The sequence below is a fragment of the Streptomyces sp. NPDC030165 genome, from assembly GCF_055573595.1.
Genome location: NZ_JBVIBD010000015.1, coordinates 234,202 through 257,958, shown reverse-complemented (window position 1 = coordinate 257,958; position 23,757 = coordinate 234,202). Strand labels below are relative to the sequence as shown.

Here is a 23,757-nt window from a genome sequence, read left to right as displayed (position 1 = left end):
GTGGGTGAGAACGGCTTGGCGGACCGGGGGTCGGACATGGTGATGCAGGACGGCGGTGCGGTGGATGTCCGGCCCGGCCCCGATCCCGGCCGGGCGGCGGCCGGGCACGAGCGCGCGTACCGCACGGCGGGGGCCGCCCTCGCGCTCTACGGCGGCGCGCTCACCGCGTGGACGGTCTACGGGATCATCCAGGGCGACGGCAGCGTCTGGGACTTCTTCGAAGGGCTCTTCAACCCGCGCGCCTCCTTCTTCATGTGGACGCTCGGGCCCGGCGAATGGGCCCTGGTCGTCGCACTGCTGGCGGTCGCGGCCGGGGCGCTGGCCCTGCGGCGGGTGGCACGCACGGGCGCGCTGCTGCTGGGCTGGGTGATGCTCGCCCAGTCGGTGCGCGAGATCGTCGGCCTGTGCCACGCCGGGTACCGGCAGTTGTACGCCCTGGAACCGCTCGGCGGCTGGGTGCTGGCGACACGGGCCCTGGGACTGCTGGCCGCCCTGGTCGTGGTCGTGTCGCTGCTCGGGGCCACGGAACGGGCGGGGGCGGACGGGGACGCCGCGGACGGCGGGGAGCGCGGCGTCCGGGCCGGGGTGGCAGAACGGCCGTGCGCCGGCGCCCACTCGTGGTGGCGGCGCCGGCTCTCCCGTATCTGCGGGGTGCTCTTCCTGGTCATGGGCGTGGCGCGGCTCGCCTGGACGGTCTGGGGCATGGCCGAGGAGCACCTCGCCCCGGGCTCCTACCTGCACCGGGCGGTGGACGGCTCCACGGCCGGCGGAGCCGTCCAGCTGTCCCAGTCCGGCGAGTTCACCACGCTCTCGTCGGTGACCGTCCTGCTGGTGCTCGGTGTGCTCGCCGTCCGCAGCGACCGCGACGTGCGCGGCGCACTCCTGGTGTTCGCCGCTGTCGAGCTGTACCTGACCGTGCGGACGGTGGTGCTGCTGACTGTCACCGGTTTCTTCGGCGGCCCGATCGTCACGGGCGAGAGCGCGGTGTCGCTGGTGCTGACGGCCTACGAACTGGCCGCCACGACCTCGGTGGTGGTCCTGGCGACCGGCCGCTCGTTCAGTGCGTACGGCTCGTACGAGGGTCGGCTCAGCGGCCCGTATGGCGGTGGAAGCCATCGATCATCGCCTGACGGCCGGGCAGGTTGAACTCGCGGCCCAGCGTGCGCATGATCGAGTCGGCGGTGGGCCGGTTGAGGCCCTTCGGGTGGTAACCGGCGCCCTCGAAGGCACCGACCTTGCCGCCGTCCGGCGAGTTCCGGCCGAGATAGCGGTACCACTTGGCCTTCTTGGCCTTCAGCTGCGCGGCGCTCATTTTGGTGATGTTCGGCGCGGCCGGCTCCGGGCCCGTGTACGTGCCGTTGGTGTCGTACACGTACTCGTCGGCCAGCTTCCCCAGGGAGTGGCCCGTCTCGTGGACCGCCACCTGCGCGGAGTCGCGGTGGTCGGAGGAGGCGGTGGCGATGCCGTCGTACCCGACGGGCGAGGTGATGTCGTTGTAGCCCGCGCCGCCGTACTTCGTGGAGTTGCCCAGGACGATGACGAGGTCGGCGTCCGGGGCCTTGGAGGCGTACGACTCGACCTTGCCGGTGTCCACGCACAGCAGGCGCTCGATGTCGTCGCACCAGAAGCGGGCGTCCAGCGCGGTGTCCTTGACCACGTCCTTGGACGGGTCGCCGGAGACGCCGGACTGGTTGGATACGGCGTCCACGGCCCAGACGTTGAACAGCGAGCGGTTCGAGGCGTACGGCTCGACGGCGGAGATCTGCGCCCACTTCGCCTTCACGTCGGCGTGGAAGTCCTTCTGCTGGGCGAGCGTGTAGCCGTCGCCGATGAAGACGACATCGACCTTTTTCGCGGTGGGGCCTTTGCGGATGACCGGGGTCACGTCGCCGTCGGCGGCCAGTTCGGCGGCGGAACGGGCGCGGTGCGCGCCGGCCAGGCTCTTGGGGGTGGCGACCGGGACGGTGGTGTGCCGGGGGTGGCCCTGCGGGCCGGTGAAGTACTCGACCTGCTGGGTGCGGGGGGCCCCGAGCGAGGGCGCCGGGGCCGGGGCAGCCGTGGGGGAAGCCGCGGCGGTGGGGGCGGTGGCCGCTGTGCCGCCGACGAGCGCGAGGCCGGCCGCGGCGGCGGCCAGGCGTATGCCCGTACGGCTGCGGGTGGCCGCCCGGGTGCGTATGCGAGCCCGTATGGAAGTGCCGGGCGGTGTGGGGGTACGCCGGGGTCTGTGCACGAAGAAGCCTCCGAAGCGATGCCGGGCCGTGCCCCGGGGGGCCGTGCTCCGAGGGGGGTGGTGGCCCCGCGCGACGCCCGGCAGGCGGGCGTGCGGCGGATCGCGGACAACCTAGAGGCGGCAGTGACGGGAGGCAACGGGTGGGGCGGAAGTTGTCCGGAGGTGAGGGGATTCGGGCCGCTGACGGGCCGTGCAGCGTGGCGGCCGGGCTCGACGGCAACGGCCGCCGCGTGTGGGGGTCGCGGCGGCCGTCACTGTGAGCTGCACCGCGTGGTCGGCTGGTGGCCCCCTCGGTGGTGCAGCATGAAAGGCACTCTGCCCGCGGGCGCCACCTCACGGCATCCTCCGCAGGTCGTGCACCGACCCCCGCCGTCCGGCGGGGGTGGGCCACGCCACGCGGCGGGCAGGCCCGAGGACGCGATGCAGAGAGGGGCGGCCGGTGATCCGTGTCGCGGTGGTGGACGACGAGCGGCTGGTCAGATCCGGGCTGCGGATGATTCTGGGCACCGCCCCGGACATCGAGATGGTCGCGGACTGCGGCGGCGCCGAGGCCGTGGACACCGTGCTGGACAGCGCGGCGGACGTCGTGCTGCTCGACATCCGGATGCCGGACGTGGACGGGCTGACCGTGCTGCGCCGGCTGCGCGCCGCCCCCGAACCGCCCGCCGTGGCCATGCTGACCACGTTCGACGTGCAGGAGTACCTGACCGCGGCGCTGCGCGAGGGCGCGGCCGGCTTCCTGCTCAAGGACTCCGACCCCGAGCAGCTCGTCCGGGCCGTACGGACCCTGGCCGAGGGCGGCAGCGTGCTGGACCCGGGCGTCACCCGGGCCGTGATCGGCGGCTTCCTCACCGCCGGGGACCAGGCCGCGGCGGCCCGTGCCGTACGGGCCCTGACGCCACGGGAGTCCGAGGTGCTGGCCCTGCTGGGCGAGGGCCTGGGCAACGCGAAGATCGCGGAGCGGATGGGGCTGGCGCCGAGCACGGTCAAGGACCACGTACGGACGCTGCTGGGGAAGCTGGGCGGCCTCAACCGCGTCCAGGCGGCGATCCTCGCGGACCGCGCGGGCCTCGTCCCGGGCGGTCCCCGGTGAGCGCGCGCGGCGGCTTCCCCGGCGGCATACGCCGGGTCGTACCGCTCGTCGTGCCGATGTTCCTGTCCATGGTGGACGCCTTCCTCGTCAACGGACTGGACCTGGGCCTGGAGTTGGGCGTCTCGCTGGTCGCCGCGGCCGCGCTGCTGCTGCGGCGGCGGCTGCCGCTCGCCGTCTACCTGGTGTCCCTGCCCGGCCTGTACATCGGCTACATCTGGTTCGCGCCGATGATCGCCCTCTACACCCTGGCCGCGCTCCGGCCCGGCCGCGCCCGGCTCGGCGTCTGCGCCGGGCTGCTGATCGCCGCGCACTTCCTGCCGTACCCGGTCTCCGACCTGGACCTGGGCGCGCACCGCGAGAACGTCCAGGTGCTGATCGACGCGACGGTGACCTCGGCCGCGCCCATCGCGCTGGGCCTGCTGGTGCGCACCCGCCGCGAACTCGCCGCCCGGGTCGACGACCTGACGCGCAGCCTGCGCCGCGAGGACCGGCTGATCGCGGACCGGGTGCTGGCCACCGAGCGGGCGCGACTGGCCCGCGAGATGCACGACGTGGTCGCGCACCAGGTCAGCCTGATCAGCCTGCAGGCCGGTGCGGTGCAGGTGAGCACCGGGGAGGAGGCCGCGCGGGAGTCGGCCCGCACGATCCGCGAGCTGTCCGTCCGGACCCTGGAGGAGCTGCGGCACATGGTCGGCATCCTGCGGGCGGCGGGCGGCGGCAGCACCGACGCGCGGGAACCGGCGCCGCAGCCGGACCTGGCCGAACTGCCGCGGCTGATCGAGCTGAGCGCCCTGGACGTCGATTACGAGCACGAGGTGCCGGCGGGGGCGGCCGGGGCGAAGGCGGTGGAACGGGCGGCCTTCCGGACCGTCCAGGAGGCGCTGACCAACGTACGCAAGCACGCGCCGGGCGCGCGGGTACGGGTACGGGTCGAGGCGGTGGGGGCGGAGCGGAGCCCCGGAGGGGAAGGGCCGGCGGCCCCGCGGGGACTGCGGGTGGAGGTGCGCAACGGGCCGCCGGACGCTTCCGCTCCGGTCCCGGCGCTGCCGGGCGGCGGCCATGGTCTGGTCGGTCTGCGCGAGCGGGCCCAGAGTCTGGGCGGGCTGCTGGAGGCCGGGCACACCGCGGACGGCGGATTTCTCGTGCGGGCGGAATTTCCGCGGGAGGCGGAGTGACGGCACGTGACCGTTGGGGGGAGTGAATGTCGCGCGGCCGAGAAGAACTCACAGAAAGTCAACAACTCCAGGTAATCGGTTCATTACCTGGAGCGATCAAAAGGGAACGTGTTCGTCCGGCCCTGCCGTGGGCACGCGGTTACGCGGAGAGCGGGGCGGCCGCTTCGTCGACGGCCGTGCTCAGGTCCGGGTAGACCTCGAAGAGACGGCGGACGCCGAGCGCCGCGAGCACCCGGTTGACGTGCGAGCCGTCCACCGCGCCCTGGGCGGGCAGGATCAGCCGCAGCCGTCCCTGGCAGGACCGCATCAGCCGGCGGGCGGCGATCAGCACGCCGACGCCGCTGGAGTCGCAGAACCGGACCTCGGAGAGGTCGAGCACCACGCTGCGGCGGCCCTCCGCGACCGCGTCGTGCACGTGCTGGCGTACCGCCGGCGACGTGACCAGGTCCATCTCGCCGGAGACCTGCAATACGGCCCAGCGGCCCTGCTCGCCTTCTGTCACCTTCAACGACACGCGCTCGAAGCCTTTCGCTCGCTTGCGGACGGGACACCCTCCGACACCAACCGGAATGCACCCTTCCCGCCTCGACTGCCCGGCCGCTCTTCCCTGAAACTCTTCAGAATTCTTTGCGCAACAGGCCGTTCCCCTCCAAGGCTATGCCCAGTGAGCGGGGAACTTTCCCCGGGAACCGGTCACACACGGATAACACATCGGCAGATACGGACGCGAACGGTTGCGCTTCGGTCCGCTATGAACGGGCATTACCACCAAAAGTGACCGTCTCCATACCATCCGTGGACCACCGGTCGAGTGGGTTTGCCGCAAAGAGGCGTCAATGTCGGACCGGACCACTACATTCGATGGCACGGTGGAGTGCGGGACCGTGCCGGGGCACGGCGGCGGCGAGGGATGGGGGCCGGATGGGACATGACGCACCGCCGCGCTGGGACAGGCGGATGCAGCAGCGGCTGGCGCGCGGCGAGGCGGCCGCGCTCGGCGAGCTGTACGACCGGTTCGCTTCGCTTGTGCACAGCCTTGCCCGCCGGGTGCTCGGCAGCGAGACGGCCGCCGACCGCATCACCCGCGAAGTCTTCGGCTACATCTGGGAGAACCCCGACTCCTACGACCCCAAACAGGGCTCGCTGCGCTCCTGGGTGGCCCAGCTCGCCCACCGCCAGTCCGTGCACCGGCTGCGCCAGACCGAGGCCGCCTCCGCCCAGGACCGCGGCCAGGACGCCCCCGAGCCCGCCGAGGTGGAACGCCAGATCCGCGAGGCCTCCACCGCCGCCCGCGCCGACTACATCGTCACGTCCATGCCCGCCCCGCTCCGCGCCGCCCTGGAGCTGGCGTACTTCCAGCGCCGCGACTACCGCCAGACCGCCGCCGACCTGGGCGTCACCGAGGACGAGGCCCGGCGCCGGCTGCGCCTGGGTCTCCAGCTGCTGTCCACCGCGCACCACCACCAGGCCCTGCCGCCCGCCCGGCCCGCGCAGTCCCCGCCCAGCGGCCCCGGACCCGGACGGCAGCCGTGAACGGCCCGGAGGAGTGGGACCGGCACGACCGGCACGACCCTCATGATCCGCACGACCCGGGCGCCCCGCAGGGCCCCGGTACCGGCGGCGCGTCCCGCTCCGGCGGCCGGCCCCGTATACCGTCCCCGCGTACGGCGGCCGAGGACAACGGGCCGCTGCCCGACGCGCCCCCGCCGGCAGCTGAACCGCCGGCGGCGGAACCACCCGAACCGGAGCCGCCGGCACCGGCAGCACCCGCGCCCGCGCCCGCCCCTCCCCCGCACCGGATCCTGAAGTCCCTGCTGGGCGCGTGGGCGCTGGCCGCGTGCTCCCCGGAGGAGACGGCCGCCGTCGAGGACCACCTCACGGACTGCGCGCCCTGCGCGGACGAGGCGCTGCGCCTGCGCGACGCGGTCGGCCTGCTGCATCCGGCCGACCCGCTGGACCTCGACCCGCTGCTGCGTTCCCGCGTCCTGGAGGGCTGTCTGGGCCGCCGTCCGGCCCGTATCCCGGTTCCGGAGTGGGCGGCTCCGTACGACGCGGAGGCGGCCAAGCTGGACGCGCTGCTCAGCGACATGGGCGAGGCGGAGTGGCGGGCTCCGGTACGGCTGCGCTGGTTCCAGGGCGAGCGGCCCGCCGAGCGGCACACCACCGTCGCCGGAGTCATCGGACATCTGATGGCCGTGGACGGCCTGGTCGCCGCCGCGCTCGGCCTCGGCGACCCGCTGGGCGCCGCCGCCCCGCACGGGCCGGCCGGGCCCGGTGACCGTACGGAAGCCTGCTGGCAGGCGATCGCGGACGGCCGCGCCCCGCACGCCACCCGGGCACCGTGGCGCGACCAGAGCCACACCCTGATCCGGACGGTGTCCTTCGCCGGGCACGGCGTCGCCGAACTGACCGTGCCGTACGGGGACGACCACCTGCCGCTGCGCGACGCCTTCCTGGACCGCGCCTTCGAGTGCTGGGTGCACGCGGGCGACATCGCCGAGGCGGTGGACTATCCGTACGAGGCCCCGGCCCCCGGGCATCTGCACCTCATGGTCGACCTGGCGGCCCGGCTGCTGCCCCGCGCGCTGGCCGCACGGCGCCGGGCCGGGCTGGCGCCGCCGCCGCAGCGCCTGGTCGCGGCGGGCGCGCCCGGCCGTACGCTGCATCTGGAGGTCGAGGGCTGCGGCGGCGGTCACTGGTACATATCCCTGGACTCGCCGGGCGCCGTCGGCACACCGGACCGCACGGTCGCGCACATCGCGCTGGACAGCATGGAGTTCTGCCAGCTCGCGGCCGGGCACGTGCTGCCGGAGGAGACGGCCGCCGGGCAGCGCGGCGAGCCGGAGGCGATCCGCGACGTGCTGTTCGCCACGGCGTCGCTCTCACGGCTCTGAGGCTGTACGGCCGTGCGCCCGCCGGGCACCTGACCGGCGGGCCGGCCGGCCCGGGCCGCTACGCGAAGACGACCGTGCGCGCGCCGTTGAGCAGGACGCGGCGCTCGCTGTGCCACTTCACGGCGCGCGCCAGGGCCTGGCACTCCACGTCCCGGCCGACGGCCACGAGCTGGTCCGGCGTGACGCCGTGGCCGACGCGCTCGACCTCCTGCTCGATGATCGGGCCCTCGTCCAGGTCCGCCGTCACGTAGTGCGCGGTGGCCCCGATGAGCTTGACGCCGCGCGCGTGCGCCTGGTGGTAGGGCTTGGCGCCCTTGAAGCTCGGCAGGAAGGAGTGGTGGATGTTGATGATCCGCCCGGACAGGGCCTTGCACAGGTCGTCGGAGAGCACCTGCATGTAGCGGGCGAGCACGACCAGCTCGACGTTCTCCTCCCGGACCAGCTCCAGCAGCCGCGCCTCGGCGGCGGCCTTGGTGTCCTTGGTCACCGGGATGTGGTGGAAGGGGACGTCGTAGGAGCCGGCCAGCTCGGCGAAGTCGGTGTGGTTGGAGACCACGGCCGCGATCTCGACCGGCAGCGCGCCGATCCGGGAGCGGAAGAGCAGGTCGTTGAGGCAGTGTCCGAACTTGGACACCATCAGCACGACGCGCATCTTCTCGTCGGCGCGGTGGATCTGCCAGTCCATCTGGAAGGAGTCGCCGACCGCGGCGAAGCTGGCGCGCAGCTTCTCGACGCTGACCGTGGCGTCCGCGCTGAAGTGGACCCGCATGAAGAAGAGCCCGGTGTCGTGGTCCCCGAACTGCTGGCTGTCCTCGATGTTGCAACCGGTCATGAACAGGTAGCTGGACACCGCGTGCACGATGCCCTGCTTGTCCGGGCAGGAGAGGGTGAGGACGTACTGGTCGGGGGTACTGGGCTGCGAGTCGCTCATGACCTCATAGGGTCGCACATTCCCGGCCGTGGTCCGTCCCCCGGCGGCCGGGCCGCCGCGGGACGGACGCGGGCGAAACCTTTCGGCCGTACGGCCCGGGCGCCCTCAGGCCGCGGCGCCGTGGCTCCGCGTCATGATCGCCAGGACTTCGAGGGAGTGCGGCGGCGCGTCCGGGTCCTCACCGTCCGCCGTCGCCATCCGTACGTGCGCGTCGCGCGCGGCCCGTACCGCCTCCGGCCAGCCGTGGTGCTCCAGGTAGGCGGTGACCGGGGCGTCCGGGCCGACCTGGTGCATGATCCGCAGCACCCGCAGGACGGCGACGTCGACCAGGGACGCCTCCTGGGAGTCGCGGAAGATCGTGCCGACGTACTTCTCGGCGGACCAGTTGTCCAGCCAGGTGTCCTCGACGAGGCGGTACACGGCGTCGGTGACGTCCCCGTACCCCGGGAGGCCGGCCAGCCAGGTCTCCCGCTGGAAGACGGGGTCGGAAAGCATGTGCAGCGCGGAGCGCACATTGCTGCGCCAGCGCCACCACGGCATGTCGGTCAGCGGCATGGCGCCCATGGTGGTCGAGCGACGGCCGCGGCGGGAAGACTTCTCCGAACCTTGCACAGTATTCGATCGTACGTTCTCGGCCGATGATCACCGGCGGCCCCCCGGAGTTCACCCCGCTGTCACCGCTCGTTGCTCCGGCGTCACTCACACGTTCCGGGCGAAGCGGAATGCTCCGTGCACATGACCGGACGGCGACGCCCCTCCTCCCCCCGCCCCTTCCCCCGCGTCCTCGCAGCCGTCACCGCTGCGACGGCCTGCACGGCGGCCCTGGCGTCACTGCTCTCGGCCTGCGGCTCCCTCCCCGGCGCCTCGGGAGGCTCCGGGGAGAAGGAGCCGCTCACGGTGATGACGTGGGCACCGGTGAATACCAAGGCGACCAACATGCCGGGCATGCCCGCGATGGCCGAGGCGTACGCACGCTGGGTCAACTCCCGGGGCGGCATCGACGGCCATCCGCTGAAGGTCGTCACGTGCAACGACCACAACGACTCGGTGGCCGCCGCACACTGCGCGCAGCGCGCGGTCGACGCCGGGGTGGTCGCGGTCGTCGGCTCGTACAGCCAGTTCGGCCGCTCGTTCATCTCGCCCCTGGAGCGGAACGGCATCCCCTACCTCGGCGGCTACGGCGTCTCCGACGAGGAGTTCGCCAGCCCCCTGTCGTACCCGGTCAACGGCGGGCCGGCGGCCCTCCTGGCGGGCAACGGGCGCCAGCTGGCGAGCGTCTGCGAGCGGGTCTCGCTGGTGCGCCCGGACACCATCCAGGGCGACAAGATGCCGGCCCTGATCAGCGCGGGCCTCGCCGACGGCAGCCGCGCCGCCGCGAAGGACGTCCGCGCGCCCGAGGACGGCACCGACTACACCGACGCGGCCCGGCGCGCCCTGGACGGCGTGGGCGCCACGTCGGCCGGGCCGGGCGCGGCGGGCGGCACGAAGGGGGCGGGCGGCTGCGTTTCGGCCACCCTCGGCGAGCGCACCGACACGTTCTTCGACTCCTTCCGGCGCCTCCAGCCCGACGGCTCGAAGGTGCGGATCGCCTCGGTGCTGGGCAGCGTCGGGCAGGCGCTGGTGGACCGTACGGGCGGCCGGTCCGGGCCGCTGGAAGGCGCGTACCTGACCGGCTGGTACCCGGTCGCCAGCGACCCGCGCTGGAACCCGATGCGCAAGGTCGTCAACGACCACGCCTTCGGCGACAACCGCATCGACCCCGCCGACCCGGGCGTGCAGACGACGTGGATCGCCTACACGGTGCTGCGCGCGGTCGTCGAGCAGCTCGGCAAGGAGGGCGTCGGGGACATCACGGCCCACGCCGTGCAGCAGGCGCTGGACCGCGGCGACCGGCCCGTGGACACCGGCGGCCTGACACCGAAGCTGCGCTGGCGCTCCGAGGACATGCTCGCGGTGCAGGACTTCCCGCGCATAGTGAACGGGCTGGTGACCTACCAGGCCGTACGGGACGGGCGGTTGGTGGCGGCGAAGGAGGGCTTCGTGAACGTCGCCGGGACGCTGGAGAAACCGCGGGCGGAGAGCTGAGGGGCGGGCGGCGGCGTGAGCCGTCCGGGGGGCGCCCCGTGACGCCCTCGCCGCCCGCCCCGCGCAGGCCCGTTCAGCTCTTCTTCGCCAGGGCCTGCTCGACGTCCGTGAGGACGGCCTGCGCGGCGAGCGGTCCGCCCGAGCTGTTCCACGCGGAGCCGTCGATCACCACGACGTGGTGCTTCCCGACGGCCTTGAGCTTGGTGAAGTTCGGTACGCCGGTGGCCTCCTTCAGGCCCTTCTCCCCCGCGGCCCTGTCGCCCAGCGCGCCGAGGAACAGCCAGTCGCCGTCGATGGTGTCCAGGCGCTCCAGGCTCACCGCCTCGCTGTGACCGGAGCTGGCCCCCTGCTGGCCCTGCGGCCGCTTCAGGCCGAGCGCGGCGAGGGTGTCGCCGACGTGCCCCTTGCCCTTGCCGACGACCGAGGGCGCGCCGTTCTGCCAGCGGATGACGCTGGTGACGGCCCCGGCGTTGGCCCCGAGCCCGTTCTTGACGGTCCTGAGGCGGGCGTCGAAGGAGGTCAGCCACTTCCGGCCGTCGGCCTTCTTGCCGAGGGCGTCGGCGGTCGCGGTGAAGGCGTCCCGCCAGGGGGCGTTGAGCTTGGCGGTGAGCACGGTGGGGGCGATACGGCTGAGCTTGTCCCGGACGCGCTTGGCGCCCACCGTCTCGTCCAGCAGGATCAGGTCGGGGCGCAGGGCGGCGAGCTTGTCCAGGTCGGGTTCGGCGACGTTGGCGACGATCTGCGCGGACCCGGCCTTCGGCGCGAGGTAGCCGGCCACGCCGGACTGGCCGCGGCCGCTGGTCGCGCCGATCGGGTGGGCACCGAGGGCGAGCGCGGCGTCGAGGGTGGGCTCGCTGAGCGTGACCACCTTCTTGGGGGCGGTGGGCACCGTCACCTTCTTGCCGTTGGCGTCGGTGACGGTACGGGTGCCGGAGCCGCCCGCCGTGCCGTCGGCGCCGCCCTTGCCGCCGGAGCCGCCGTCCCCGCAGCCGGCGAGGGTCAGGGCGCCGGCCAGGGCGACGGTGAGCAGGACGGCGGGTCGGCGGAAACGCATCGGGGTTGCTCCTTGGGTGTGCGGAAAGCGGACGAAGTGGCGGGATCAGCGGGGAGCGGCCACCGGGCGGGCGGCCGGCGTTCCAGGACCGAGGAGGGTGATCAGCCCCTGGGCCAGGGCGACGGACCAACATGCGTAGTCATGGCCGCCGTTGAATTCGGAGCCGGTGACGGGGTGACCGCCGGCGCGGAGCGTCCGGCGCAGGTCGCGGGTCTGTTCGAGCATGCCCCACTCGTGCAGGCCCACGTCCAGGTGCACCCGCAGGCCGCGCGGGGCCCCTTCGGCGTAGCGGCGGGTGATCCACGCGGTCTCTTCGGCCGGTTCGCCCGGAGGCCGCCACCACAGGGAGGGGGACTGGGCGAGGACGTTGCCGAACCGTTCCGGGGCGGCGTACCCGGCGTACAGGGCGGTGAGTCCGCCCAGGCTCTGCCCCGCGACGACCGTGCGCGCCGGGTCCGTGGCGACCGGCAGCCATGCGGCGGCCCAGGGCAGCAGCTCCTCGCCCAGGAAGGTGACGTACGCGGGGTGGCCGCCGAACTCCCGGGCGCGGGTGGCGTTGTCGACGGCGTGCGGGGCGAGCACGGTCAACGGCGGGATCGCGCCGTCGGCGAGGAGGCCGTCGAGCACGTCCTCCAGGTGGAGCTGACCGAACCACATGTCGCCGTCGAGCAGGACGAGGGTGTCGGTGGGCTCCCTTGCGCCGTCCGTGATGGGTGGCTCGTACACCCACACCTCGCGCGCCGCGTCGCCGAGCGCGGCGCCGGTCACCTGGTGCCGCCGTACCGTGCCGCGCGGCGTGCCAGGGCGCGCGGGGAGGGTCCAGGGGCGCGGGGGCGCGTGCGGGAGCTCGAAGACGGACCCGGGCGGTCCGTGCCAGCGGGTGGCGATCGTACGGGGGTTGAGGGGGTCGCCGACGCCGGTGGCGGCCAGGCTGCCGAGGTCGCCGGGCGGGCGGCCCTCGGTGTCGGGGGCGATGCGGTACGAGCCGCGGTGGTCGTCGCGCAGGCGGTACGTCAGGTGCCACACGTCCGTACCGGGCAGGCGGCGCATCAGACCGGCGGCCAGGTCCGCGCGGTCCATCAGCCGGTTGACCATCAGCAGTACCTGGCGGGTGGCGGGGCCGCCGCGCCAGAGGAAGGTGACGGCGCGGTGGCCGGGGTCGCCGTCGAGTGGTTCGACCAGCGGGGTGCCGGCGTCCGCCACTTCGGCCCAGAAACGGTCCAGCACGGTGGCGCGGGCGTCCGCCGCACCGGCGTCGGCCGCGGTCCCGGCTTCGGTCCCGGCGTCGGCCGCGGTACCGGTCCCGGCATCGGCCGCGGTGAGCTGCGCGGCGAGCCGCGTCAGCCGTGGGCTGTCCGTGGTCTCGGCCGGGTGCGGCCGGGGGACGCGGGGCGGCCCGGCGGGGGCCGCAAGGGCGGTGGGGGCACCGGCCGGCGGGGTGCCGTCCGCGTGGGTCATCTGTCCGCTCCCTGGGAGAGGGCCAGTTCGACGAGTCGGGGTACGGCGTCGGCGGGGCTGGGCATGGCGGCCATCTCCTCGGCGGTCTCGCGGGCGGCCGTGGCCAGCGTCCCGTCCTCCAGGAGCCGCCGTACCAGGTCGCGCCCGGGGCGGTCGGGGTCCGCGAGGGCGGACGGGTCCCGCGGTACGAGGCCGCAGCCGCGCGCCTGGACGGCCGCCGCGTTGGCGGGCCGGTCGGCGCCCTCGCCGAGGACGAGCTGCGGCAGGCCGGCGTCCAGGGCGGTCAGGGTGGTGCCGGCGCCGCCGTGGTGGATGGTGGCGTCGCTGCCGGCAAGCAGCGCGCCCAGGGGCGTCCATTCCACGGGGCGTACGTTGCCGGGGAGCGGCCCGAGTGCCGACAGGTCGGCGCCGCCGAGCGCCAGCACGAACTCGGCGTCGGTCACGCGGGCGGCGTCGACGACCCACTCGACGGGCGAGACGCCGTCCACGACCGGGCGGACGGTGCCGAGGGTGACCGCGATCCGGGGGCGCTTGCGGTCCTCGAAGAGCCAGTGCGGGAGCGCGCCGCCGCCGTTGTACGGGACGTAGCGCAGGTGGCGGCGGTGCGGTTCCGCCGTGACGCTCATGGTGGGCGGGGTGACGTCGAGCCAGGCGGCGACCGGTTCCGGCCCGGCGAGGCGGTGGCGGGCGTACCCGTCGGCGAGGGCGTCGTTCATCATCGCGACGTGCCGGCCGGTGTGGCCGAAACCGACCGCGTGCAGGACCGAGGGGATGCCGAGGGCGGCGGCCACCAGCTGGCCGGCGACGCCGTTGGGCGTGTGTACGACGAGGTCGGGCCGCCAGTGGCGGGCGACGTCGACCATGGTGTCCGCCATCTCCTCGCTGAAGAAGGAGAATCCCTTGCCCTTGGGAGCGGCGCGCTGCTCGCCCGGGGCCGGCGGCTTGCCCCGGCGGCCTTTCTCCATTGCGGCGTACAGGGCGTCGGGGTCGGTGCCGGGCGCGCAGTCGACGGCGGGCAGTCCGGCGGCGACGGTGTGGCCGACGGCGCGTCCGCAGGTGGCGACGAGGACGTCGTGGCCCGCGGCACGGAACGCCTGGGCCAGCGGGACCATCGGGTAGAGCAGTCCGAAGAAGGGAGGTCCGGCGAACAGGACACGCATCGACAACCTGCTTTCTTTCCCGACGAGGCGTCAGGTCGGTTCCAGGGCACGGGTGGTGCGGCGGAGCGGCGTGAAACGAGTGGTTCGGCGTGCGTGTGTGCCAGGTCACACACCCTGAGTGGCGATCCGCCACTTAGGTAAGCCTAAGCTAACCACGTGCTCAGCAGGTCAACAACGCCCCCCGGCTGGATACGCAGGCTCGGCGCCGCGTGCCGGCACCACCCCCGACTCCTCCTCGCGGTCGCCGTGAGTTCCGTGTTCGGCACAGGACTTGAGGCGGTCGGCCCGCTGCTGGCCCGGCTCGGCGTCGACGACGCCGTGGCCGGACACACCGGCCGCATCGGCTGGCTCGCCGCCGCCATGGCCGGCCTGGCGCTGGTCCAGTTCGGCGCCGAGTTCACCCGCCGCTACACCGCCGGAAAACTCGCACTCGCCGTTCAACACCGGCTGCGCACCCAGGTGTTCGACTCCCTCCAGCGCCTGGACGGCGTCAAACAGGACGCGCTGCGCACCGGCCAGGTCGTCTCCCGCGCCAACAGCGACCTCACGCAGGTACAGATCATGCTCGGGATGCTGCCGATCCCGCTCGGCACCTCGGCCCTCTTCCTCGTCGCCGTCGGCGCGATGCTGTGGCTGTGCGCCCCGCTCGCCCTGGTCGCGCTCACCGTGGTGCCCGCCACCACGTGGGCCGCCGCCCGCAGCCGCGCCCGCCTCGTCCCCGCCACCCGCGAGGCGCAGGCCGGGGCCGCCCGCGTCGCCGAGCAGGTCGAGGAGGCCGTCACCGGCGTACGGGTGGTCAAGGGGTTCGGCCAGGAGGACCGCGAGACCGACCGGCTGGCCCGTACCGCCCGCGGCCTGTTCGGGCGGCGGATGCGGGTGGCCCGCATCCAGGCCGGCGCCACCGCCACACTCGCGGCGCTGCCCGCGCTCGGCCAGGTCGGGGTGCTCGCCCTCGGCGGCTGGCTGGCGCTGCGCGGCACCATCGGGCCCGGCACCTTCCTCGCCTTCGCCGCCTACCTGGCGCTGCTGGCCGGGCCCGCCCGCCTGTTCGCGAGCTTCCTGGTCACCGCCCAGCAGGCGCGCGCCGCCGCCGAGCGGGTCGGCGAACTCATCGACGCCCGGCCCGACATCACCGAACCGGACGAGCCGGCCGCCCTGCCCGCCGGTCCGGTCGGCCTGGAACTGCGCGACGTACGCTTCGGGTACGCACCCAGCGACCCGGTCCTCGACGGCGTCTCCCTGACCGTACGGCCCGGCGAGACGCTGGCCCTGGTCGGCCCGTCGGGCTCCGGCAAGTCCACCGTCTCCCTGCTGCTCCCCCGCTTCTACGATCCGCAGGCAGGCTCCGTGCACGTCGGCCCACCGGGCGCGGCCCCCGACGTGCGCGCACTCTCGCTCGCGGACCTCCGCTCCACCATCGGCGTGGTCTTCGAAGAGCCCTTCCTGTTCTCCTGCTCCGTCCGGGACAACATCGCCTACGGCCGTCCGGACGCCACCGACGAGCAGGTCAGGGCCGCCGCCGAGGCCGCCGAGGCGCACGGGTTCATCGCCGCCCTGCCCGACGGGTACGCCACCGAGGTCGGCGAGCGCGGGCTGACGCTCTCCGGCGGTCAGCGGCAGCGCGTGGTACTGGCCCGCGCCCTGCTGGCCGACCCGCGCGTGCTCGTGCTGGACGACGCGACCTCCGCCGTGGACGCGGGCACCGAGGCCGCCATCCACCGCACGCTGCGCGCCGTCACCGGCGACCGGACGACCCTGCTGATCGCGCACCGCCGCTCCACGCTCCAGCTCGCCGACCGCATCGCCCTCCTGGACGACGGCCGCGTGGTGGACACCGGCACCCAGGAGGAACTGGCCGAGCGCTGCCCGCTGTTCCGCGAGCTCCTGGCCGGGCCCGGCGACTCCCTCGACGTACGCGTCACCACCGGCCCGCACACCGGCGACCGGGGCGTCACTCCGGACCTCTGGCCGGAACCCCCCGCCGACGCGGACCGGGACACGCCCGAGGACACCACCGACGACCCGCGCCTGGACGAGGCACGGCTGCGCGCCCCCGACCCCGACGCACGCTTCCGGCGGCTGCTCACCCCCGTACGCGCCGCCCTGCTGCTGGGCCTGCTGCTCGTCGTCGCCGACTCCCTCGCCTCCCTCGCGCTGCCCCTCCTCGTCCGTCACGGCCTGGACGCCGGGGTCGGCGCGGGCGACGGCAGCGCCCTCACCGCCACCGCCCTCGCCGCGCTGCTCGTCGTCACTGCCGGCTGGGGTGTACTCACCGTCCAGGCACGCGTCACCCGGCGGGCCGGGGAACGGGTGCTGTACGGCCTGCGGGTGAAGACCTTCGCCCACCTCCAGCGGCTGGGCCTGGACTTCTACGAGCGCGAGCGCGGCGGCCAGATCATGACCGCCATGGTCAACGACATCGACGCGCTCTCCGCCTTCCTCCAGACCCACCTGCTGGCCTCGGTGGCCGCGCTGGCCACACTGTGCGGCGCCGTGGTGGCGATGCTCGCCGTCGACCTGCCGCTGGCCCTGACGGCGCTCGCCCCCGTCCCGCTGATCGCCGTGGCCACCGCCGTCTTCTGGCGGCTGTCCTCCGCCGCGTACACCGACGCCCGCAAGCGCGTCGGCGAGGTCAACTCCAGCCTCCAGGAGAACGTCTCGGGCCTGCGCGTCGCCCAGTCCCAGAGCCGGGAGGGCAGGACCGCCGAGGAGTTCGGCAGGCTCTCCGAGAACTACCGCGCCGCCCGGCTGCGCGCCCAGCGCTACGCCGCCGTGTACTTCCCGTGCGTCAACCTCACCGCCGAACTCGCCAAGGCCACCGTGCTGCTGTACGGCGCGCACCGGGTCGCGGACGGCGGCATCGGCCCCGGCGTCCTGGTCGCCTTCACGCTGCTCCTCGGCATGTTCTTCTCACCGGTCCAGCAGCTTTCGCTCGCCTTCGACGGCTACCAGCAGGCGTCCGTCGGGCTGCGCCGCACCCTGCAACTGCTGCGCGTCACGCCCTCCGTGCGGCCCGCCGCCGATCCCGTACCCGTACCGGACCGGCTGCGCGGCGCGGTCGAACTGCGCGCCGTCACCCTCCGCCACCCGGGCGCCGAACAGCCGTCCCTGGACCGGGTCAACCTGCGCATCGGGCCCGGCGAGACGGTCGCGCTCGTCGGCGCCACCGGCGCGGGAAAATCCACCGTGGTCAAGCTGCTCGCCCGCTTCCACGACGCGACCGAGGGCCAGGTACTGGTGGACGGTGTGGACGTCCGTGCCTACGACCCGTCCGCCTACCGGCGGCTGCTCGGCGTCGTCCCCCAGGAAGCCCACCTGTTCACCGGGGACATCGCCGACAACGTCCGCTACGGCCGGCCCGACGCCACCGACCAGGAGGTCGAGGCGGCCGTACGGGCGGTGGGCGCGCTGCCCGCGGTGGCCGCCCAGCCGTACGGCTTCCACCAGCCCGTCGGCGAACGCGGACAGCGCCTGTCCGCCGGGCAGCGCCAGCTCGTCGCGCTGGCCCGCGCCCACCTCGTCGCCCCCGGCCTGCTGCTGCTCGACGAGGCCACCGCCGCCCTCGACCCGGCCACCGAACGCACGGTCCTGGACGCCGGGGACCGGCTGGCCGCCGGCCGCACCACCGTCCTGGTCGCGCACCGCCTGGCCACCGCCGCCCGGGCCGACCGCATCGTCGTCCTGGACGCCGGGCGGATCGCCGAAGAAGGCACCCACCAGCAGCTCCTCGCCGCCGACGGCCCGTACGCCCGCCTGTGGCACCACCACTCGGCCGCCGAACCCGCCCCCCTCACCCAAGGATGACCCCCTCATGAAGGCACTTGTCCTCTCCGGAGGCACCGGCAGCAGACTGCGTCCCATCACCCACACCGCCGCCAAGCAGCTCGTCCCCGTCGCCAACAAGCCGGTGCTCTTCTACGGCATCGAATCCCTGGTCGCCGCGGGCGTCACCGATATCGGGATCATCGTCGGGGACACCGCGGCGGAGATCCGCGCGGCCGTCGGCGACGGCTCGCGCTTCGGCGCCCGCGTCACCTACCTCCCCCAGGAACGGCCCCTCGGCCTCGCGCACGCCGTCCTGACCGCCCGCGACTGGCTCGGCGACGACGACTTCGTGATGTACCTCGGTGACAACTTCGTGGTCGGCGGGATCACCGAACTCGTCGAGGAGTTCCGGCAGTCCCGGCCCGACGCCCGCATCCTGCTCACCAAGGTCCCCGACCCCACCGCCTTCGGCGTCGCCGAACTCAGCCCCGAAGGGCGCGTGCTGCGCCTGGAGGAGAAGCCCAGCCACCCGCGCAGTGACCTGGCCCTGGTCGGCGTCTACCTCTTCACCCCCGGCGTGCACGACGCCGTACGGGCCATCTCGCCCTCCGTGCGCGGTGAACTGGAGATCACCGACGCCCTCCAGTGGCTGGTCGACGCCGGACGCACCGTGCAGTCCACCGTCATCTCCGGCTACTGGAAGGACACCGGCAACGCCACCGACATGCTGGAGGTCAACCGCACCGTGCTGGAGGGGCTGCCGCCCGCCGTCCTGGGCGACGTGGACAGCGACAGCGAACTGGTCGGCCGGGTCCGCATCGAGGCCGGGGCCAGCGTCGTACGGTCGCGGATCGTGGGCCCGGCCGTCATCGGCGCGGGCAGCGTCGTCCGCGACTCCTACATCGGCCCCTCCACCTCCGTCGCCGACGGCTGCCTGATCAGCGGCAGCGAGGTGGAGTTCTCCATCGTCCTGGGCGACTCCCGCATCGAGAACGCCGGACGGATCGAGGGCTCGCTCATCGGCCGCATGGTCCGCATGAGCGGCGCCGCCCGCGCGCCGCGCGCGCACCGCCTGGTGCTCGGCGATCACAGCCAGGTGCAGATAGCGCCCTGAGCCCGGTGCCCGCCCACGCGCCGCGCCACCCCGGGCCCGGCGGGCCGCCGTCCGCCCCCGCCCGACCGCATCCCCGTTCCCCTTCCCTTCTTGGACCGACACCTTGAGAATCCTCGTCACCGGCGGGGCCGGCTTCATCGGCTCCCACTTCGTCCGCACCCTGCTCACCCCCGAAGGCCCCGGCGGCGGGCCGCACGTCATCACCGTTCTGGACGCCCTGACCTACGCGGGGAACCGCGCCAACCTCCAGCCCGTGCAGGACGACCCCCGGTTCACCTTCGTGCACGGCGACATCCGCGACCAGCCGCTGGTGGACGACCTGCTGGCCGACCACGACGCGGTGGTGCACTTCGCCGCCGAGTCGCACGTCGACCGCTCCATCGCGGGCGGCGCCGACTTCGCCGCCACCAACGTCCTCGGGACCCAGGTCCTGCTGGAGTCCGCCGTACGCCACCGCGTCGCCCGCTTCGTCCACGTCTCCACCGACGAGGTGTACGGCTCGATCGAGGACGGCTCCTGGACCGAGGACCAGCCACTGGCCCCCAACTCCCCCTACTCCGCCACCAAGGCCGGCTCCGACCTCCTCGCCCTGGCCCACCACCGCACCCACGGCCTGGACGTGTCCGTCACCCGCTGCTCCAACAATTACGGCCCCTACCAGCACCCCGAGAAGGTCATCCCGCTCTTCGTCAGCCGCTTGCTGGCGGGCGGCCGCGTCCCGCTGTACGGGGACGGGCTCCACGTACGCGACTGGCTGCACGTCGACGACCACTGCCGGGCCCTGCGCCTGGTCCTCGAGGGCGGCCGGCCCGGCGAGGTCTACAACATCGGCGGCGGCACCGAACTCAGCAACAAGGACCTCACCGAGCGCCTTCTCGCCGCCTGCGGCGCCGGCTGGGACCGGGTCGACCACGTCACCGACCGCAAGGGCCACGACCGGCGCTACTCCGTGGACTGGACGAAGATCCGTACCGAGCTGGGCTACGTTCCGCGGCACTCCTTCGAGGACGGGCTCGCCGAGACCGTCGCCTGGTACCGCGACCACCCCGACCGGTGGGCCCCCACCGCTCAGGTCCTCGGGGGTGCCGCCCGGTGAACCGCTGGCTGATCACCGGCGCGAGCGGCATGCTCGGCCGCGAGGTGTGCCGCCTGCTGGCCGCCGAGGACATCTGCGCGCTCCCCCTGGACCACCGGTCGCTGGACCTGACCGACACCCGCGCCGTGGAGTCCGCCCTGCGCCGCGTCCGGCCGGCCGTGGTCGTCAACTGCGCCGCGTACACGGACGTGGACGCCGCCGAGTCCCACGAGGAGCAGGCGCACCGCGTCAACGCCCACGCCGTACGCGGCCTGGCCCGCGCCTGCGCCCGCGGCGGCGCCCGGCTGCTGCACGTCTCCACCGATTACGTCTTCGCGGGCGACGCCGCCGCCCCGTACACCGAGGGCGCGCCGACCGGGCCTCGCACCGCCTACGGGCGCAGCAAACTCGCGGGCGAACAGGCCGTCCTGTCCGCACTGCCGCACACCGGGACCGTCGTCCGCACCGCCTGGCTGTACGGGGCGCACGGCCGCAACTTCGTCCGGACCATGGCCGAGCGCGCCGCGCGCGGCGCCGCCGTGGACGTCGTCAACGACCAGACGGGCCAGCCCACCCCGGCCCGCGACGTCGCTGAACGACTGCTCGCCCTGGGGCGCGGCCCCGCCCGCCCCGGCGTCTTCCACGCCACCACGAGCGGCCTGACCACCTGGTACGGGCTGGCCCGCGAGGTCTATCGGCTGGCGGGCGCCGACCCGGACCGCGTGCGGCCCACCGACAGCGCCGCCCTGGGCCGGCCCGCCCGCCGCCCCGCCTGGAGCGTGCTGGGCCACGACCGCTGGGCCGCCGCCGGGCTGCCCGCGCCCCGGCACTGGCGGGACGCGCTCGCCGCCGAATTCGCCACCGTCACCGCGACACTGGGAGGAGCCGTCTCATGCGCCCGCTGAGCATAGAAGGAGCCTGGGTCCGCGAACCGCTCGTGCACCGGGACGACCGGGGCTCCTTCCACGAATGGTTCACCCAGCCGGAGTTCACCGGCGCCACCGGGCGCGCCCCGGTCCTGGCGCAGGCCAACTGTTCCGTCTCCCGCCGCGGTGTGCTGCGCGGCGTGCACTTCAGCGAGGTGCCGCCCGGCCAGGCCAAGTACGTCACCTGCGTACGCGGCGCCGTACTGGACGTGGTGGTGGACCTGCGGACCGGCTCCCCCACATACCGCGCCTGGGAGGCCGTACCGCTGGACGAGGACGGGCTGAGCGCGGTGTACCTCTCCGAAGGGCTCGGCCACGCCTTCATGGCCCTGACCGACGACGCCACCGTGGTCTACCTGTGCTCCACCGGCTACCGGCCCCGCCGTGAACACGGCGTCCACCCGCTGGATCCGGACCTGGGCATCGGGTGGCCCGCCGGCGTCACCCCACTGCTGTCCGCCAAGGACGCCGCCGCGCCCACGCTGGAGGAGGCGGAGCGGCTGGGGCTGCTGCCTTCGTACGAGGTGTGTGTACGGCACCGCGACGAGGAATCCGCTCGCCCCGGGGACGAGGAGCCCGTACGTCACCGGGCCGCCGTACGGGAAGGCAGTGCGGCGTGACGACGGCCGCGCCCCCGGCGCGCGCCGGTTCGCCCGCGCCGGAGACCCCGCCGGCCCCGACACCCCCGGCCGCACCACCCGCCGGGCGCCGCGTGCTGCGGGCCGGCGGGCTGCTGCTGGGCCTGGCGCTGCTGGCCGTAGTGGTGCTGGCGAGCATCGCCGTGGGTGCCAAGGCCATCCCTCTCGACCAGGTGTGGCACGGCCTGTTCGAGTCGACCGGCACCGCCGACGACCGGATCGTGCGCGAACTGCGCCTGCCGCGTACCGCGCTGGGCGTCGCGGCGGGTGCCGCCCTCGGGCTGGCCGGCGCCGTGATGCAGTCCCTCACCCGCAACCCCCTGGCCGACCCCGGCCTCCTCGGCGTCAACGCGGGCGCCTCGGCCGCCGTCGTCACCGCGATCAGCGTGCTGGGCATCGCCTCCTTCACCGGTTACCTGTGGTTCGCGCTGGCCGGCGCCGGTGTGGCGGCCGTCCTGGTCAACGCGCTCGGCGGCAGCCGGGCCGCCACCCCCGTACGCCTGGCCCTGGCGGGCACCGCCGTCAACGCCGCCCTCTTCGGCTACGTCAACGGACTCCAACTGACGGACCTGGGCGCTCTGGAGACCATGCGGCACTGGTCGGTCGGCACCCTCGCGGGCCGCCGCGGCGACCTGCTGCTGACCGCGCTGCCCTTCCTCCTCGCGGGCGCCGTCCTCGCCCTGGCCGTGGCCCGTCCCCTGAACGCGGTCGCCCTGGGCGAGGACACCGCCCGCTCCCTCGGCGCCCGGACCGGCCGCACCCGGGTGCTGTCCATCGCCGCCATCACCCTGCTGTCCGGCGCCGCCACCGCCGTCTGCGGGCCGATCGGCTTCGTCGGCCTGATGATCCCGCACGCCGTACGCGCCTTCTGCGGCCCCGACAACCGGTGGCTGTTCCCCTACTGCGCCGTCTTCGCGCCGGTCCTGCTCCTGGGGTCCGACATCATCGGCCGGGTGCTGGTCCCGCCGACCGAGATCGAGGTCGGGGTCGTCACCGCGTTCTGCGGCGGTCTGCTGTTCATCCACCTCGTCCGCCGGCGGAAGGTGGCCCAGCTGTGACCGCCGTACGCACCCCGACCGCGCGCCGCACGGCGCCGCGCCCCACCGTCCTGCGCACCCGCGGCGGGCTCTCCCTCCGGCTGGGCCGCCGCGCCCTGCTGGTCTGCGCGGCGCTGGCGCTGACCGGTGCCCTGGTGGCCGTCCTGTCCCTGGGCACGGGCAGCTACCGTCTCAGCCCCGCCGAAGTCCTCGCCACCCTCTTCGGGGACGGCCCGCCCGGCGCGGACTTCGTCGTGGGCGACCTGCGGCTGCCCCGGGTGCTGGACGGGCTGCTGGCCGGGTTCGCGATGGGCCTGAGCGGCGCGGTCTTCCAGTCACTGGCCCGCAATCCGCTCGGCAGCCCCGACGTCATCGGCTTCGGCAGCGGAGCGTCGGCCGGCGCCCTGGTCTCCGTCATCCTCCTGGAGGCGGGCACCGCGCAGATCGCCCTCGGCGCGGTGCTCGGCGGACTGGCCACCGCCGCCGCCGTCTACCTGCTGGCCTGGCGGCGCGGCGTACACGGCTACCGCCTGGTGCTCGTCGGCCTCGGCGGCTCGGCGGTCCTGGGCTCGCTCACCAGCTACCTCTACGTACGGGCCGACATCGGCAAGGCCGCCGAAGCCGCCACCTGGATGATCGGCAGCCTCAACGGGCGCGGCTGGTCCGACGTGGGCGTGGCCGCGCTCGGCGTCGTCGTCCTGGCCCCCGCCGTCCTGGCGCTGGCCCGGCGGCTGTCCCTGCTGGAGATGGGCGACGACACGGCGGCGGCCCTGGGCGTCGCCCCCGAACGCAGCCGCCTGGCCCTCCTCGCCACCGGCACCGGCCTGACGGCACTCGCCGTCGCCGCCGCCGGCCCCGTCCCCTTCGTCGCCCTCGCCGCGCCCCAGCTGGCCCGCCGTCTCACCCGCTCCCCTGGCCCCAACGTCCTGCCCGCCGCCTGGATGGGCGCCGTCCTGGTCACGCTCGCCGACTGGTCGGCGCAGCGCATCTCCGGTACGGGCATCCTGCCGGTGGGCGTGATCACGGGAGTGGGTGGCGGGGTGTATCTGGCGTGGCTGCTGTTCCTGGAGAGGAGGGCGGGGAAGGTGTGAGGGGGGTGGTGATCGGCGTGGGAGCGTCGGC

The 23,757-nt window shown here is 74.3% G+C and carries 20 protein-coding genes; 13 read left to right on the top strand and 7 right to left on the bottom strand.

The genetic code is table 11. The features are described 5' to 3' along the window. On the top strand, positions 1–1,146 hold the full coding sequence (locus tag ACZ4Z1_RS27270; RefSeq protein WP_468489248.1) for a hypothetical protein: 1,146 nt from the start codon (positions 1–3) through the stop codon (positions 1,144–1,146). Here the strand turns inward: ACZ4Z1_RS27270 and ACZ4Z1_RS27265 are convergent. After that, a complete protein-coding gene (locus ACZ4Z1_RS27265; RefSeq protein WP_468489247.1) occupies positions 1,088–2,230 on the bottom strand; it encodes a M64 family metallopeptidase in 1,143 nt (380 codons plus the stop codon). The two genes, ACZ4Z1_RS27270 and ACZ4Z1_RS27265, sit on opposite strands and share 59 nt — an antisense overlap. Positions 2,231–2,669: 439 nt before the next feature. Between ACZ4Z1_RS27265 and ACZ4Z1_RS27260 the strand changes: the two genes are divergently transcribed. Continuing rightward, complete coding sequence (locus ACZ4Z1_RS27260; protein ID WP_468489246.1) at positions 2,670–3,323, top strand: response regulator; 654 nt, start codon at positions 2,670–2,672, stop codon at positions 3,321–3,323. A gap of 56 nt (positions 3,324–3,379) precedes the next feature. Further along, positions 3,380–4,498 carry a sensor histidine kinase gene (locus ACZ4Z1_RS27255; protein ID WP_468489270.1) on the top strand — a complete coding sequence of 373 codons (1,119 nt, stop codon included), beginning with the start codon at positions 3,380–3,382 and terminating at the stop codon, positions 4,496–4,498. A gap of 139 nt (positions 4,499–4,637) precedes the next feature. Here the strand turns inward: ACZ4Z1_RS27255 and ACZ4Z1_RS27250 are convergent, their stop codons facing one another. Then, a complete protein-coding gene (locus ACZ4Z1_RS27250; protein ID WP_398348562.1) occupies positions 4,638–5,012 on the bottom strand; it encodes an STAS domain-containing protein in 375 nt (124 codons plus the stop codon). A gap of 407 nt (positions 5,013–5,419) precedes the next feature. Between ACZ4Z1_RS27250 and ACZ4Z1_RS27245 the strand changes: the two genes are divergently transcribed. Beyond that, entirely contained in the window at positions 5,420–6,031 is a 612-nt protein-coding gene (locus ACZ4Z1_RS27245) for a sigma-70 family RNA polymerase sigma factor (protein ID WP_468489245.1), read from the top strand. After that, positions 6,028–7,392 carry a zf-HC2 domain-containing protein gene (locus ACZ4Z1_RS27240; protein ID WP_468489244.1) on the top strand — a complete coding sequence of 455 codons (1,365 nt, stop codon included), beginning with the start codon at positions 6,028–6,030 and terminating at the stop codon, positions 7,390–7,392. The genes ACZ4Z1_RS27245 and ACZ4Z1_RS27240 overlap by 4 nt, the downstream gene beginning before the upstream one ends. Before the next feature lie 58 nt (positions 7,393–7,450). On the opposite strand, the gene purU is transcribed toward ACZ4Z1_RS27240, so the two are convergent. Both purU and ACZ4Z1_RS27230 read right to left on the bottom strand, forming a co-directional pair. Then, positions 7,451–8,323, bottom strand: a complete 873-nt coding sequence (gene purU / locus ACZ4Z1_RS27235; RefSeq protein ID WP_468489243.1) for a formyltetrahydrofolate deformylase — start codon at positions 8,321–8,323, stop codon at positions 7,451–7,453. A gap of 105 nt (positions 8,324–8,428) precedes the next feature. After that, positions 8,429–8,878 carry an SCO4402 family protein gene (locus ACZ4Z1_RS27230; RefSeq protein ID WP_468489242.1) on the bottom strand — a complete coding sequence of 150 codons (450 nt, stop codon included), beginning with the start codon at positions 8,876–8,878 and terminating at the stop codon, positions 8,429–8,431. Between the two features lie 180 nt (positions 8,879–9,058). On the opposite strand from ACZ4Z1_RS27230, the gene ACZ4Z1_RS27225 reads away from it, so the two are divergent. Further along, positions 9,059–10,408 carry an ABC transporter substrate-binding protein gene (locus ACZ4Z1_RS27225; protein WP_468489241.1) on the top strand — a complete coding sequence of 450 codons (1,350 nt, stop codon included), beginning with the start codon at positions 9,059–9,061 and terminating at the stop codon, positions 10,406–10,408. A gap of 73 nt (positions 10,409–10,481) precedes the next feature. Here ACZ4Z1_RS27225 and ACZ4Z1_RS27220 read toward each other — a convergent pair whose 3' ends face one another. The 3 genes from ACZ4Z1_RS27220 to ACZ4Z1_RS27210 are packed head-to-tail and all read right to left on the bottom strand — an operon-like array spanning position 10,482 to position 14,080. Then, on the bottom strand, positions 10,482–11,462 hold the full coding sequence (locus ACZ4Z1_RS27220; RefSeq protein ID WP_468489240.1) for an ABC transporter substrate-binding protein: 981 nt from the start codon (positions 11,460–11,462) through the stop codon (positions 10,482–10,484). A 45-nt stretch (positions 11,463–11,507) separates the two neighbouring features. Beyond that, the gene (gene fes, locus ACZ4Z1_RS27215) at positions 11,508–12,920 is read right to left on the bottom strand and encodes an enterochelin esterase (RefSeq protein ID WP_468489239.1); all 1,413 of its coding nucleotides are present in this window, start codon (positions 12,918–12,920) and stop codon (positions 11,508–11,510) included. Further along, entirely contained in the window at positions 12,917–14,080 is a 1,164-nt protein-coding gene (locus ACZ4Z1_RS27210) for a nucleotide disphospho-sugar-binding domain-containing protein (protein ID WP_468489238.1), read from the bottom strand. Before ACZ4Z1_RS27210 ends, fes begins: the two co-directional genes overlap by 4 nt. Positions 14,081–14,236: 156 nt before the next feature. Between ACZ4Z1_RS27210 and ACZ4Z1_RS27205 the strand changes: the two genes are divergently transcribed. From ACZ4Z1_RS27205 to ACZ4Z1_RS27175, 7 genes are all read left to right on the top strand, one after another. Further along, complete coding sequence (locus ACZ4Z1_RS27205; protein WP_468489237.1) at positions 14,237–17,884, top strand: ABC transporter ATP-binding protein; 3,648 nt, start codon at positions 14,237–14,239, stop codon at positions 17,882–17,884. A 7-nt stretch (positions 17,885–17,891) separates the two neighbouring features. Beyond that, entirely contained in the window at positions 17,892–18,959 is a 1,068-nt protein-coding gene (locus ACZ4Z1_RS27200) for a glucose-1-phosphate thymidylyltransferase (protein ID WP_468489236.1), read from the top strand. A 103-nt stretch (positions 18,960–19,062) separates the two neighbouring features. Then, positions 19,063–20,055 carry a dTDP-glucose 4,6-dehydratase gene (gene rfbB / locus ACZ4Z1_RS27195; RefSeq protein ID WP_468489235.1) on the top strand — a complete coding sequence of 331 codons (993 nt, stop codon included), beginning with the start codon at positions 19,063–19,065 and terminating at the stop codon, positions 20,053–20,055. Then, positions 20,052–20,939, top strand: coding sequence for a dTDP-4-dehydrorhamnose reductase (gene rfbD, locus ACZ4Z1_RS27190; RefSeq protein ID WP_468489234.1), 888 nt, complete (start codon positions 20,052–20,054; stop codon positions 20,937–20,939). Before rfbB ends, rfbD begins: the two co-directional genes overlap by 4 nt. Further along, on the top strand, positions 20,927–21,580 hold the full coding sequence (locus ACZ4Z1_RS27185) for a dTDP-4-dehydrorhamnose 3,5-epimerase family protein (RefSeq protein WP_468489233.1): 654 nt from the start codon (positions 20,927–20,929) through the stop codon (positions 21,578–21,580). The genes rfbD and ACZ4Z1_RS27185 overlap by 13 nt, the downstream gene beginning before the upstream one ends. Next, positions 21,577–22,656: a FecCD family ABC transporter permease gene (locus ACZ4Z1_RS27180; protein ID WP_468489232.1), complete on the top strand. Its 1,080-nt coding sequence runs from the start codon at positions 21,577–21,579 to the stop codon at positions 22,654–22,656. The genes ACZ4Z1_RS27185 and ACZ4Z1_RS27180 overlap by 4 nt, the downstream gene beginning before the upstream one ends. Then, entirely contained in the window at positions 22,653–23,726 is a 1,074-nt protein-coding gene (locus ACZ4Z1_RS27175; protein WP_468489231.1) for a FecCD family ABC transporter permease, read from the top strand. The genes ACZ4Z1_RS27180 and ACZ4Z1_RS27175 overlap by 4 nt, the downstream gene beginning before the upstream one ends. Positions 23,727–23,757: the final 31 nt, after the last annotated feature.